Here is a 13736-nt window from a genome sequence, read left to right as displayed (position 1 = left end):
CCGTGGCCCTGCGAGACACCTCAATCCCGGAGCCGTCAGGCCCGGTCCCGGGCGCGACCGCGCCCGCCCTGAGCCCGGAGGACCGCGGGCGCCTGCTGGCGGGCGCCCACCACGATCCGCACGCGCTGCTCGGCGCCCACCAGGTCCCCGGCGGGATCGTGTTCCGGGCGCTGCGTCCCTTCGCCCGCTCCGTGAGCGTCGTGATCGGCGGGAAGCGCACGGCCCTCGTCTCGGAGGGCGACGGCCTCTTCTCGGGCGTGCTGCCGCTGGAGGCGATCCCCGAGTACACGCTGCACGTGGCGTACGAGGGCAGTGAGCAGGAGGTACACGACCCGTACCGCTTCCTGCCCGCGCTCGGCGAGCTCGACCTGCACCTGATCCGCGAGGGCCGGCACGAGCAGCTGTGGCAGGCGCTCGGCGCCGAGCCCATGACCCACGAGGGCGTGACCGGCACCCGGTTCACGGTGTGGGCGCCGAACGCGCAGGGCGTGCGGGTCGCCGCTGACTTCACCCACTGGGACGGGACGCAGTTCCCGATGCGGTCCCTGGGCGCGTCCGGGGTGTGGGAGCTGTTCCTGCCGGGCGTCGGCGAGGGCACCGCGTACAAGTTCGAGATCCACTCCCGGTACGGGCACCGCTTCCTCAAGGCGGACCCGATGGCCCGCCGTGCCGAGGAGCCGCCGAACACGGCGTCGATCGTGACGGCCTCGCACTACGAGTGGGCCGACGCCGAGTGGATGACGCACCGCGCCGACACGCCGGTGCACGAGGCGCCCATGTCGGTGTACGAGGTGCATCTGCCGTCCTGGCGCCCGGGGCTGACCTACCGGCAGCTCGCCGAGGAGCTGCCGGCGTACGTCAAGGACCTCGGCTTCACGCACCTCGAGCTGATGCCGGTCGCCGAGCACCCCTTCCACGGCTCGTGGGGCTACCAGGTCACCGGCTTCTACGCGCCGACGGCCCGGCTGGGTTCCCCGGACGACTTCCGGTTCTTCGTCGACGCCTGCCACCGCGCCGGCATCGGCGTGATCATGGACTGGGTGCCGGCGCACTTCCCGAAGGACGACTGGGCGCTGGCCCGGTTCGACGGGGACCCGCTGTACGAGCCCGGGGACGGGCGGCGGGCCGAGCACCCGGACTGGGGCACGTACGAGTTCGACTTCGGCCGCACCGAGGTACGCAACTTCCTCGTGGCGAACGCGGTGTACTGGTGCGAGGAGTTCCACATCGACGGGCTGCGGGTGGACGCGGTCGCCTCGATGCTCTACCTCGACTACTCACGCGAGGACGGCCAGTGGGAGCCCAACGCCTACGGCGGCCGGGAGGACCTGGCGGCCATGGCGTTCCTGCAGGAGATGAACGCGACCGTGTACCGGCGTGCTCCCGGCGTGGTCACCATCGCGGAGGAGTCCACCGCCTGGGGCGGCGTGACCCGGCCCACCGACACCGGCGGGCTCGGTTTCGGGCTGAAGTGGAACATGGGCTGGATGCACGACTCGCTGGAGTACCTGAGCCACGAGCCGGTGCACCGCAAGTACCACCACCACGAGATGACGTTCTCGATGGTGTACGCGTACAGCGAGAACTACGTCCTGCCGATCTCCCACGACGAGGTCGTGCACGGCAAGCAGGCGCTGGTGTCCAAGGCGCCGGGCGACTGGTGGCAGCGGCGCGCCACCACCCGCGCCTACCTCGGCTTCATGTGGGCCCACCCCGGCAAGCAGCTGCTGTTCATGGGGCAGGAGTTCGCGCAGGGGGCCGAGTGGTCGGTGGAGCACGGGCCGGAGTGGTGGCTGCTCGACGACGGCTACCACTCGGCGGGTGACCACCGGGGCGTGCGTGATCTGGTGCGTGACCTGAACACGGCGTACCGGGCGACGCCGGCGCTGTGGCAGTGCGACACCCGTCCGGAGGGCTTCCGGTGGGTGGCGGTGGACTCGGCCGACGACAACGTCTTCGCGTTCCTGCGGTACGACGCCGAGGGCAGTCCGCTGCTGGCGGTGTCGAACTTCTCCCCCGTCGTCCGGCACGACTACGGTCTCTGGGTCCCGGACGACGTCGTCGCCTGGCAGGAGACTCTCAACACCGACGACACGCGCTACGGCGGAAGCGGCGTCACCAACCCGGATCCGGCCAAACCGGAGGGCGGCTGTGTCCGGATCACGCTGCCGCCGCTGGCCACCGTGTGGCTGAGGCCGTTCGCTCCGTGACGCCGCGCGGGCACACCAGGTGTCCGACCCGCCTGTGAGGGGCACTGGGGGTCGTACCACCGGGAGAGTCCGGTGGTACGACGCGGCAGGGTCTCAGAAGGGCGGGCATCAGGTGCGCACCGTCGGAGTGGAGGAGGAGCTCCTCCTGGTCGATCCGGAGACCGGCGAGCCGCGGGCCCTGTCCGCGGCGGTGCTCGCCCACGCCGCGCGGGACGACGCGGATCAGGACGTTTTCGAGAAGGAACTCCACGAGCAGATGCTGGAGTTCGCCACCCATCCGCAGTCGTCCATGGAGAGCCTGCGCGCCGAGATCGTCCGCTGCCGCAAGGAGGCCGCCCGGCACGCCGGGGAGATCGGCTGCACCGTCGCGGCGCTCGCCACCTCCCCGCTGCCCGTCAGCCCCGCCATCAGCGTCAACCAGCGGTACCAGTGGATGGCGGAGCAGTATGGCATCGCCACCCGGGAGCAGCTCGTCATGGGCTGCCACGTTCACGTGGCCGTGGAGTCCGACGAGGAGGGCGTCGCTGTCGTCGACCGGGTGCGGCCCTGGCTGCAGGTGCTGCTGGCGCTCAGCGCGAACTCGCCGTTCTGGCAGGGCCACGACTCGGGGTACAGCAGCTATCGCAGCCGGGTGTGGCAGCGCTGGCCGTCGGCCGGTCCGACCGAGATCTTCGGCTCGGCCGAGCGGTACCACCGGCTGGTCGCGGAGATGGTGGCCACCGGGGCCGTCCTCGACGACGGGATGATCTACTTCGACGCGCGGCTGTCCCGGCAGTATCCGACCGTTGAGGTGCGGGTCGCGGACGTCTGCCTGCGCTCACGCACGGCCGCGCTGGTCGCCACCCTCGTCCGCGGGCTCGTCGAGACCGCCGCACGCGCGTGGCGGGCGGGCGAAGAGCCCCTCGACCACAGCGTCAGCCTGCTGCGGCTGGCCCACTGGCAGGCCGCCCGGTCCGGTCTGACGGGCGAGCTGCTGCACCCCGCGACCATGCGGCGCATGCCCGCCGAGGCAGTCGTCCGTGCCCTGCTGGACCATGTCGGCCAGGCCCTCGCGGACACCGATGACCTCGAGCGGGCCCGGGCCGCCTGCGAGGAACTGCTGCGGGAGGGCAACGGCGCACAGGTGCAGCGTGCGCTGATGGAGCGCACGGGCAGCCTGCGGGACGTCGTCACCGAGTGCGTGCGCCACACCCAGGCGTGAGGCGTACCGCCCCTCCTTCGTCCCGTCCCTCCTCCGATCACACCGAGATCATCAGCGGTGTCACTTCCGTATTTCCCGACCCCGAAGGGTCCCGACTCGACTACATTCGAGCACCGCCGATGACGGTACCCGTCGGCAATGTCACACCCCGTACACGTCAGGAGCAGTGCATGCGCGAAACGGCCCTCGCTCCACCGGCCTTCTCGCCCCTGACCGGCGGGCTCGCCGACAGCGTCTTCGAGACGGCGGACCGCGAACCCACCCGGCCGATGCTCGCCCGCCGCACCGACCCCGCCTCCGCCGTCTGGGAGGAGGTGACGGCGATCGAGCTGCGCGACGAGGTGGTGGACGTGGCCAAGGGTCTGATCGCGTCCGGGATCGCGCCGGGCCACCGCGTGGCGATCATGGCGCGCACCCGGTACGAGTGGACGGTCCTGTGCTACGCGCTGTGGGCCGTGGGCGCCGAGGTCGTCCCGGTCTACCCGTCGTCGTCCCGCGACCAGGTGGAGTGGATCCTGCGGGACTCCGGCTGTGTGGCCGTGGTGGTGGAGGACGAGCAGGGCGTCATGACCGTCGGCTCGGTGTGCGCGGCGCTGCCGCTGCTGAGCCACGTCTGGCAGCTGGACGCGGGAGCACTGGAGGAGCTGGCGGTGCGCGGGGAGTCCGTGGCACTCGCCACGGTCGACTCGATGCGTCGCATCGTGCTGCCGGACTCCACGGCCGTCATCGCCTACACCTCCGGCACGACCGGCCACGCCCTGGGCTGCGCCCTCAGCCATCGCAATCTGGCCGGGACCTGCGACACGCTGCTGGCCGGCTGGGGCCAGACGGCGGCAGCGCGCGGGGAGCAGGGCTCCGTGCTGGCGTTCCTGCCCTTCTCCCATGTGTACGGGCTCATGATCCAGGGCCTGTGCGTGCGCGGCGGCCTGCTGATGGGGCACCAGGCCGACCTCGGCGGGGAGCCGCTGTTCTCGGCGCTGCGCTCCTTCCGGCCCACGTACTTCTACGCGGTCCCGTCGGTCTTCGAGAAGATCTACAAGAACTTCCTGCGCACGGCGCAGCAGGGGGGCCACGGCGGGCTGTTCGAGCGGGCCGCCGAGACGGCGCGGGACTTCGCCGCGGCCCTCGAACGCCAGCGGCTGGGCCGGGGCCGCGGACCCGGTTTCGATCTGCGGCTGCAGCACGCCCTCTACGACCGCACGGTGTACCGCAGGCTGCGGGCCGCCCTGGGCGGCCGGGTGCGGCGGGCGACGTCCGGCGGCTCCCCCCTCAGCCGTGACCTGTCCCTCTTCTACGAGGGCATCGGCATCTACGTGAACGACGGCTACGGCCTGACGGAGACCAGCGGCGGGGTGACGATGCAGCCGCTGGGCCGGGAGAAGTCCGGGACCGTCGGGCAGGCGCTGCCGGGCACGGAGATCCAGGTCGCCGACGACGGGGAGATCCTGGTGCGCGGCCCGTCGGTGTTCCAGGGGTACGTGGGTGACGACGCCGGCACCCGGGCCGCCCTGCGCGGGGGCTGGCTGGCCACCGGCGATCTCGGGCGACTGGACTCGGAGGGCTACCTGACGATCACCGGCCGCAAGAAGGACATCATCATCACGAGCAGCGGCAAGAGCGTCGCCCCTGCCTCCCTGGAGCAGCGGCTGCGGATGAATCCGCTCATCCATCAGGCGGTGGTGGTGGGCGACAACCGGCCCTGTGTCGGTGCCCTGATCACGCTGGATCCGGAGTTCCTGGCGCACTGGCGGGCGGCGCTGGCGCTGCAGGGCGAGATGCGGGAGGCGCGGGAGGAGAACGCGCTGCGGGAGGAGGTCGCGCGGGCCGTGGCCGCGGCCAACAGTGCCGTGTCGCGTTCGGAGTCGATCCGGGTGTTCCGGGTGCTTCCGGAGCCGTTCGACGTGACCAACGGGCTGCTGACGCCGTCGATGAAGCTGCGCCGGGACGAGATCGTGCGGCACTACGCGGCCGAGATCGACACGATGTACGAGTCGCGCCGGCGTCCCGGGCGGCCGAGCACCCCGGAGGATCCGTCGCATTGGGACGACTCGGACAACGTGTTCCGTTGAACGCGGACCGGACGCGTAGTCCGCGCTCGCACGGGAACACGACAGTGGCGACGCAAGAGAGAGGACGACAGCCCTGACGACAGCCCTTGCTGACGACCGGGCCGGAAAGGCGATATGTCAACCGAGCCGCGTGGGGACGAAGCACTGACCTCCGAGGACATCCCGAGCCGCACGAACAGCTTCGTGGGCGAGCCGCACGACGTGACCGGTGCGCGGCTGGCCGCGGAGGGGTTCTTGCGCGACCTGGCACGATCCTCGCCGCCCTCTGCCCCCGAGTACTGGGACGACATCCTGCTGGTGGTGACGGAACTGGCCGCCAACGCGGTCCAGTACGCCCCGGGTCCGTTCGCGCTGCGGATGCGCCGGACCTTCGACGGGGTGCACGTGGTGCTGCACGACACCAGCAGCACGGAGCCCGCCCCGCGGCCCTTCGATCCGCGCAGCGGGGGCGGCGGCATCGGCTGGCACCTGATCCACACCTTGTGCGACCAGGTCAGCGTGGTGGCAGACGAGCGCGGCAAGGACGTGCACGTGTTCCTGCCCTGGTGAGCCGGGAGCGTCACGGGCGCGGAGCGCCCGTGACCGGCTCAGACCGAGGCCGTCTCGCGTGGCGGCAGCCGGTCGTAGTAGTCGCCCACGGCCGTCAGGTACTCCCGGTCCCTGGTCTCGCTGTCCGTCTGGAAGCGGGGGGCCTCCTTCGCGTCTCCCCTGGTACAGGCCAGTGTGATCTTCCGGGCCTGTGTGTCGATGCCGATGACGACTCCGGCCGGCACCAGCACGCTGCGGCCGAACACCCAGACTCCGGTGTCGACGACCAGGTGCCGCATGCTGTGCGGGGCGGCCTCGCGGTCCATGTGCCCGATCGTGCCGTCGGTCGCGGCGACGGTGAACCCGGTCAGGTCCTGCCCCTCGACGTGACCGCTGTCCGGCGCGTACGACCAGATTCTGTCGATGGCCACGCTGCTCCATCCTCCTTCGCGGTGTGCGGATCGCGGATCCCCGGGCGGACGGTCCCCGCCCACCCGGCTCCACAGCAGCAATTACCCTCCTGCCGCACGCGCATTCGGCGCACACCCCTGCCACCGTACGAAGCGGAGCGGCGGGTCTCGGAGAGGTTCGGGTCAGGAGGAATGGAGGACGGCTTCCGGGGTAATCGCGGGGGCGCGGTGAAAACGGAGCCCGGTGACGAAGGGAGGCACATGAGACACGGCATTCGAGCCCGCCCCACGACCGGCATCGCCCCGCACCCCGGTCACCCCTGAGAGGTGACCAGCCCAGGCCGTAGCTTTTGTTGGAGGTATCCGTGCCCCTCGCCCAGAACCCGCTGTCCGTGGAAGTCGAGCTGCCCCGGGAGGACGTGGCCCTGATCACGGTCGACGGCTACCTGGACGTCGACACCGCGACCGAGTTCCAGGCCCATCTGGCCAACCAACTCCACCACGGCCGACGGCACTTCCTGCTCGACCTGTCGTCCGTCCCCTTCATGGACTCGTCGGGAATGAACATCATCCTCCGCGTGTACCAGGAGACCCGCAAGACCGCCGGCAGCGTGCACGTCATCAGCCCGACGTCCGCCGTACGACGCATCCTCGACCTGACGGGCGTCAGCATCACGGTTCCCATATCGGAGAGCGTGGACGAGGCCCTGGCCCGTGCCGACGAAGTGCCGGACACCCCCGAGGAGCCGGGGGCAGCGGGCGCCTGAAGACCCGGTGCCCTCGCTCCGCCGTGCGCGCGCGTCGGCCGGCGGCGGCCGTTCCCCTGAACCGGATCGCTTGCGCCGGATCCGGTGTCGTACGAGGTCGGGGCATGGTTAGAGTTGTCGCCCGGCAAGTGTGATCATGCCGTTCTCGTTTCCCGAAGCGGGCTCGGTCGACGCAACGCGGAAGAGGAGAGAACCAGGTGCCGGAGCACGAAGCGGACGGACAGCTCGAAACGCCCACCCGGGAGGTCAGGGACTTCCTGCACCGCCGGCGGGAACAGATCGCCCAGCGGTGGGCGGACGAGCCCCTGTTCCGCACCGTGTTCACCGTCTCGCGCGACGAGGCGGTGGAAGCGGGCAAGGCCGTCGTGGACGCGCTGGCCCAGGTGGCCGACTCGGACCAGGTGGAGGATCCGGACTCCGCGGGGTTCAGCGGGGTACGGGAGCAGCTGGCCCGGATGGGCGCGGCCCGCTCCCGTGCCGGGCTGTCCAACACCCAGGTGTCCAGCGAGCTGGCCGCCCTGCGGCCGCCCATCGAGAACCTGCTGGCCGCAGATCTGGAGCAGGCGCCGCCCGAGCACCTGCGGGCGTGTTCTACGGCGCTGACCGTGCTGATGGGCACCCTGCGGCTGGTGGCCATGCAGACGGCGCTGAGCGAGTGGGAGGCGCTCAGCGACCGGCAGCGGCTGCAGCTGATGGAGGTGGCCACGCCCGTCATCCGGCTGTGGGACGGCATCGTGGCCGTGCCGCTGATCGGGACGCTCGACAGCGCGCGCAGCCAGGTGGTCATGGAGACGCTGCTGGACGCCGTGGTCGACCAGCACGCCCGGTTCGCGATCCTGGACATCACCGGCGTGCCCACGGTCGACTCCCTGGTGGCGCAGCACCTGATGAAGACGGTGGCCGCCGCGCGGCTGATGGGCGCCGAGTGCATCGTCTCCGGCATCCGTCCCGCCATCGCGCAGACCATGGTCCACCTCGGATTGGACCTGGACGTGATCACCCGCGCGAACCTCGCCGACGCGCTGGGGTACGCGCTGCACCAGCTCGGCGCTGGCATCGTGAACGCGGGTGCGGGACAGCGGTGAGCGACGCCTACCTCCGTCCCGTCACGGGCCATGTGCCGGTCCTGCGGCTCGGCGACGTCCTCCTGGTCACGCTCCAGGGGCACCTGCACGACAGCATGGCGCAGCAGCTCCAGCAGGACCTCGCGGAGACCATCTCCCGTACCGGGGTGCGCGGTGTCCTCATCGACATCTCCGGCGTGGAGATCGTCGACTCGTTCCTCGGCCGGGTGCTGGCCGAGATCGCCGCGCAGGCCAAGCTGCTGGCCGCGCGGACCGTGGTGGCCGGCATGCGCCCGGCGGTCGCCATCACCCTGGTGGAACTGGGGCTGACGCTGCCGGGGCTGCGCACCGCGCTCAGTACCGAGGCGGGCATGGAGCTCCTCGCGCATCAGAAGCCGGTGACCCGTCCCGGCGGCCCGCGTCAGGAGAGTCCGTGATGCACACTGCCGCGGGCGTGGAGGCCTGCCTGCCCATCCGGTCGGACCTGGACCTGGTGTGGGTGCGACAGCATGTGCGGCAGGCCGCTGCCCTGCTCGGCTTCGGCCTGGTGGCGCAGACCAAGCTGGTCACCGCGGCCAGCGAGCTGGCCCGCAACACCCTCGTGCACGGCGGTGGCGGGCAGATGGAGGCGACGCACGTCAGCAGCGCGGGTGCGCAGGGCCTGCGGCTGGCCTTCACCGACGCGGGGCCGGGCATCGCCGACCTGGACCGGGCGCTCAGCGACGGCTACACCTCCGGCGGCGGGCTGGGGATGGGGCTGAGCGGCGCGCGGCGCCTGGTGCACGACTTCCAGATCGACAGCACGCCGGGCGACGGCACCACCGTGCGGGTGACCTGCTGGGTCGCCCACCCGCCGCGTCCGCGCGAGGAGGCCTGATGCCGCGCGTGTGGGACGTCCCGGTGCGTGACTCGACGCGGGTGCGCGACGCGCGGGTCGCCGCGGAGGACGCGGCCGCGCTGGCCGGCCTCGACGAGCGGCGCACCGCGGCCGCCGCGCTGGTCGCGACCGAGCTCGCCACGAATCTGCTCAAGCACGCCGGGGGAGGTCAGGTGCTCATCGACGTCGTGGCGCCGCCCGTGCTGCGGGAGGGACGTGAGGAGTCCCGGGTCGTGCAGATCGCCGCGATCGACCACGGCCCGGGCATCGCCGACGTGCCCGCGGCCCTGCGCGACGGTTTCTCCACGACCCGCTCGCTCGGCGCGGGCCTCGGCACGTGTCTGCGTCTCGCCGACGACTTCGGCCTGCACAGCACGCCCGGCCGCGGCACGGTCGCGGTGGCCCGCGTGGGCGCCACCCCCCGCGCTGACGGCACGCCCGCCGGGCCGGCCGTGCGCGTGTGGGCCGACGGGGTCTCGGGGAGCTGGAGTGGGACGCCCGGACCCGACACGCCGGGTGGTGCCGTTCCTGGGTGGTCCGGCGGTGTCCCCTGGCGTGAAGCGCGGCCCGGCCCGTCGGACGACGGCCCCGAGCCCGTCGCCTCCGTGCGGGCCGGAGGCGTGAACATCCCCTACGCCGGAGCCGAGTGCTCGGGCGACGCCTGGGCGTGGGTGCGGGCCGGGGAGCGGGTGACGCTGATGCTGGCGGACGGTCTGGGGCACGGTCCGGAGGCCGCTCGTGCCTCGTCCGCCGCGGTCGTGGCGCTGCACCGCTGGGCCCACCTCTCCCCCGCCGAGGTGCTGCGGCAACTGCACGACGCGCTGAAGGGCACCCGGGGCGCGGCCGTCGCCGTGGCCCAGCTCGATCTGCGGGCCGGGCGGCTGCGGTTCGCCGGCATCGGGAACGTGGGGGCGCGGCTGCGCACGGACGGCACCTGGCGCCATCTGCTGTCGCGGCCCGGCATCGTCGGCGTCCACCGGCCCGGCACCCTCCGCGAGGAGGAGGCCGACTGGGCGGACGACCGGCTGCTGATCCTGCACACCGACGGCCTGCCCAGCCGCTGGACGCCGCCGTCCGGCGCCGGGCTGCCCGCGGCCGACCCGGCCGTGACGGCCGCCGTGACGATACGTGACGCGAGCAGTCCCGCCCGGCCGGTGCGGGACGACACCGCCGTGGCCGTGCTGACTCCGACCCCGCCGGAACGCCCATGATGCGCACTTGGCAGATCACCACCGTCACCGATGCGGCACGCGCCCGCATCGCCCTCGCGCGCCTGGCCGCCGCGTACGGTGTGCCCACCGTCGAGCGGACGAGGCTGGCCGCCGCGCTCAGCGCCCACCTGCGCCAGTGCCTCACCAAGGGCGGCACCTGGTTGCTCACGACGGACCTGGCCGGCTCCCCCGCCGAGGAGGGGCTGCTGCATGCCGTGGTGACCCCGTCGCCGGACGCGTCCGGCGCGGCCGGGGAGCCGCCGTGGGAGGTCACGGTCCCCTGCCCCGAGGCGGCCCGGGCCGGGGAGAGCGGCACCGTCGCGGACGACCCGGCCGCCCTCGCGGAGGCGCTGCTCGGTGCCGACGAGGACACGGCCGTGGTGCTGGACAAGCTCACCGAGCAGGAGGACCTGGTCTCCTTCCACCGCGAGGAGCTGCACCAGACGAACCAGGGCGTCCTGGCGCTGCACGCGGAGCTGGACGCGGCCGGGCGGGCCCAGCGCGAGGCCTTTGCCGCCGAGCGCAGAGCCCGCACCGAGGCGGAGAGCGCCCGCCGCAGGCTGACGTTCCTCGCGGACGCGAGTGCCGTGCTGACGGCCTCGCTCAACCACGAGGAGATCGTCCGCCGGCTGCCGGACCTGCTGGTGCCGGAGTACGCGCGCAGCGTCGACATCTGGCTGTTCGACCACGAGGACGACCGGCAGGGTTCGGCGCCGCATCCGGCCGCCGCCGTGGTCGCGGCCCGGACCGGTCGGCCCCAGTACGCCGCCGACCATCCCGGTGGCCTGCCCGGCGTCGAGGACCAGCCGCCGTCGGCGCTGGATCCCGGGCGTCCGCTGCTGTGTGTGCCGCTGCCGACGCGGCGGGCGCCGCTGGGAGTCCTGACCCTGTCGCCGCCCGGTGCGCGCTGGGACCCGGACGACGCGGTGATGCTGATCGAGCTGACCCGGCGGGCCAGCATCGCGATCGACAACGCCCGGCGCTTCGAGCACAACCGCGACATCGCCGAGACGCTGCAGCGCGCCCTGCTCACGGACCTGCCGACGACGCCGGGCCTGAGCCTGGCCGCCCGGTATCTGCCCGCCACGCACGGGATGAACATCGGCGGTGACTGGTACGACGCGTTCCGCCAGCGGGACGGCGGTCTCATCACCGTCATCGGCGATGTGACCGGGCACGGGCTGCACGCGGCCGTCATGATGAGCCAGCTGCGCACCGCGCTGCGGGCGTACGCCGTCGACGGCGACAGCCCGGGCCGGCTGCTGACCCGGCTGCACCGGTTCCTGCACCATCTGCAGCCCGACCTGTACGCCACCGCCGTCATCGCGCGCTTCCACCCGGACGAACCCACTCTGACCTGGGCCGCCGCGGGCCATCCGCCGCCGGTGCTGCGGCTGCCCGACGGGACCGTGCGCACGCTCGACGCCAAACCCGGCGCCATGCTCGGCATCCCGCTCACCCAGGAGATCACCGACCACACGGAACATGTGGAGCCCGGCTCGACGCTCGCGCTGTACACGGACGGGCTGGTGGAGCGGCGCGCGCAGGGCATAGACCCGGGCATCGAGCGGCTGGCCACGGCGCTCGGCGGGTTCCGTTCCGCGGAGCTGGACGCGGATCTGGAGGGCTCGGCGGACCGGATCCTGCATCCGCTGCTGAGCGATTCCGAGCGCGACGACGACGTGTGCCTGTTGCTGTGTCATCTCCAAGGGGACGCCGCGTCCTGACGGCGCGCTCCGACCGGCGCCCGGCCGGCCGTTCCTTGCACGCGTTCTTCACTCCCGCCTGGTGCTTTTCGGCCACCGGACGGGCATGGTGGTGATCGACGCGTTCGTCTGCCTGCCGCGTCCGACTGGCGTCCCGGTCGGACACGCGGTGGGATCGAAGGGGTGCGAACCAGCGATCCAGGGGCAGTCGAAAGGCGTTCGAGGCAGACCGCCTGGAGCCGCAGAAAGGGATGAACACCGTGACACGACCCAGGATCCTGGTGGTTGGCGCAGGCTTCGCCGGCGTGGAGTGCGTCCGCCGTCTGGAACGGAAACTCTCCCCGGACGAGGCCGACGTCACGCTGGTGACGCCGTTCGCCTACCAGCTCTACCTGCCGTTGCTCCCCCAGGTCGCCTCCGGCGTGCTCACGCCGCAGTCGATCGCCGTCTCCCTGCGCCGCAGCAAGAAGTACCGCACGCGGATCATTCCGGGCGGGGCCATCGGCGTCGACCTGAAGTCCAAGGTCTGCGTCATCCGCACCATCACCGACCAGATCGTCAACGAGCCGTACGACTACATCGTGCTGGCCCCCGGCAGTATCACCCGTACCTTCGACATCCCAGGTCTGACGGACCACGCGTTCGGGATGAAGACGCTCGCCGAGGCGGCGTACATCCGTGACCACGTCATCTCGCAGCTGGATCTGGCCGACGCGAGCCAGGACCCGGACGAGCGGGCCTCGCGGCTGCAGTTCGTCGTGGTCGGCGGCGGCTACGCGGGCACCGAGACCGCGGCCTGCCTGCAGCGCCTGACGCACGCCGCCGTGAAGCGCTACCCGCGGCTGGACCCGGGGCTGATCAAGTGGCATCTGATCGACATCGCGCCGAAGCTGATGCCGGAGCTCGGCGACAAGCTCGGCAGCAGCGCGCAGGAGATCCTGCGCCGGCGGGGCATCGAGATCTCCCTGGGCACCTCCATCGCCAAGGCGGGCCCCGAGGAGGTCACCTTCACCGACGGCCGGGTGATCCCGACCCGCACGCTCATCTGGACCGCCGGGGTCGTCGCCAGCCCCCTCATCGCCACGCTCGGCGCCGAGACGGTCAAGGGACGGCTCGCGGTCGCCCCCGAGATGAACCTGCCGGGCAACGACGGGGTGTTCGCGCTCGGCGACTCGGCCGCCGTACCCGATCTGGCCAAGGGCGACGACGGCGCCATGTGCCCGCCCACCGCGCAGCACGCCCTGCGGCAGGGCAAGCACGTGGCCGACAACGTCATCGCGGCGCTGCGGGGACAGTCGATGCAGCGTTACGTCCACAAGGACCTCGGGCTCGTCGTCGACCTCGGCGGCACCGACGCGGTCTCCAAGCCGCTGGGCATCGAACTGCGCGGCCTGCCCGCCCAGGCCGTCGCCCGCGGCTACCACTGGTCGGCCCTGCGCACCAACGTGGCCAAGACGCGGGTGATGACGAACTGGCTGCTCAACGCGGTCGCCGGCGACGACTTCGTACGGACCGGCTTCCAGACCCGCAGGGCCGCCCGGCTGAAGGACTTCGAGTACACGGACGCCTATCTGACGCCGGAACAGGTGCGGGAGCACATCAAGGGGACCGGGCGGCGGGACTAGGCGGGGCCGAAGGGGATCTTCCGATTCCGGCATGACATGCTGAGACGCGGATCTTGGGGTGAGTCGGG

Annotated in this window: 12 protein-coding genes; 11 read left to right on the top strand and 1 reads right to left on the bottom strand. The window is 72.1% G+C overall.

Annotated elements, in window-relative coordinates:
- The first annotated feature begins 2 nt into the window (after nt 1-2).
- The 4 genes from glgB to ACZ58V_RS39820 all read left to right on the top strand — a co-directional run bounded on the left by glgB (nt 3) and on the right by ACZ58V_RS39820 (nt 6029).
- On the top strand, nt 3-2210 hold the full coding sequence (gene glgB / locus ACZ58V_RS39835; protein WP_471296135.1) for a 1,4-alpha-glucan branching enzyme: 2208 nt from the start codon (nt 3-5) through the stop codon (nt 2208-2210).
- Between the two features lie 112 nt (nt 2211-2322).
- On the top strand, nt 2323-3411 hold the full coding sequence (locus tag ACZ58V_RS39830) for a glutamate--cysteine ligase 2 (RefSeq protein ID WP_468189526.1): 1089 nt from the start codon (nt 2323-2325) through the stop codon (nt 3409-3411).
- A gap of 170 nt (nt 3412-3581) precedes the next feature.
- Nucleotides 3582-5480, top strand: coding sequence for an AMP-dependent synthetase/ligase (locus ACZ58V_RS39825; RefSeq protein ID WP_468189524.1), 1899 nt, complete (start codon nt 3582-3584; stop codon nt 5478-5480).
- A gap of 114 nt (nt 5481-5594) precedes the next feature.
- The gene (locus tag ACZ58V_RS39820; protein WP_189725437.1) at nt 5595-6029 is read left to right on the top strand and encodes an ATP-binding protein; all 435 of its coding nucleotides are present in this window, start codon (nt 5595-5597) and stop codon (nt 6027-6029) included.
- 38 nt (nt 6030-6067) lie between these two features.
- On the opposite strand, the gene ACZ58V_RS39815 is transcribed toward ACZ58V_RS39820, so the two are convergent.
- Entirely contained in the window at nt 6068-6439 is a 372-nt protein-coding gene (locus tag ACZ58V_RS39815) for a PRC-barrel domain containing protein (protein ID WP_471296132.1), read from the bottom strand.
- 344 nt (nt 6440-6783) lie between these two features.
- Here ACZ58V_RS39815 and ACZ58V_RS39810 point away from each other — a divergent pair, with 344 nt between their 5' ends.
- The 7 genes from ACZ58V_RS39810 (at nt 6784) to ACZ58V_RS39780 (ending at nt 13668) form a co-directional block, all read left to right on the top strand.
- On the top strand, nt 6784-7185 hold the full coding sequence (locus tag ACZ58V_RS39810) for an STAS domain-containing protein (protein ID WP_382833330.1): 402 nt from the start codon (nt 6784-6786) through the stop codon (nt 7183-7185).
- 197 nt (nt 7186-7382) lie between these two features.
- Nucleotides 7383-8270 (top strand): STAS domain-containing protein, encoded by an 888-nt coding sequence (locus ACZ58V_RS39805; RefSeq protein ID WP_468189521.1) that lies wholly within the window; start codon nt 7383-7385, stop codon nt 8268-8270.
- The gene (locus ACZ58V_RS39800) at nt 8267-8686 is read left to right on the top strand and encodes an STAS domain-containing protein (protein ID WP_471296130.1); all 420 of its coding nucleotides are present in this window, start codon (nt 8267-8269) and stop codon (nt 8684-8686) included. Before ACZ58V_RS39805 ends, ACZ58V_RS39800 begins: the two co-directional genes overlap by 4 nt.
- Nucleotides 8686-9126, top strand: a complete 441-nt coding sequence (locus tag ACZ58V_RS39795; protein WP_468189517.1) for an anti-sigma regulatory factor — start codon at nt 8686-8688, stop codon at nt 9124-9126. Before ACZ58V_RS39800 ends, ACZ58V_RS39795 begins: the two co-directional genes overlap by 1 nt.
- Entirely contained in the window at nt 9126-10337 is a 1212-nt protein-coding gene (locus ACZ58V_RS39790; protein WP_471296128.1) for an anti-sigma regulatory factor, read from the top strand. The genes ACZ58V_RS39795 and ACZ58V_RS39790 overlap by 1 nt, the downstream gene beginning before the upstream one ends.
- Complete coding sequence (locus ACZ58V_RS39785; RefSeq protein ID WP_468189513.1) at nt 10334-12064, top strand: PP2C family protein-serine/threonine phosphatase; 1731 nt, start codon at nt 10334-10336, stop codon at nt 12062-12064. The genes ACZ58V_RS39790 and ACZ58V_RS39785 overlap by 4 nt, the downstream gene beginning before the upstream one ends.
- A gap of 230 nt (nt 12065-12294) precedes the next feature.
- Complete coding sequence (locus tag ACZ58V_RS39780) at nt 12295-13668, top strand: NAD(P)/FAD-dependent oxidoreductase (protein ID WP_468189511.1); 1374 nt, start codon at nt 12295-12297, stop codon at nt 13666-13668.
- Nucleotides 13669-13736: the final 68 nt, after the last annotated feature.

It is taken from the genome of Streptomyces sp. NPDC040589 (assembly GCF_055594445.1).
The sequence above is the reverse complement of the archived record's forward strand: the minus strand, read 5'-3'. Positions and strand labels throughout refer to the sequence as shown.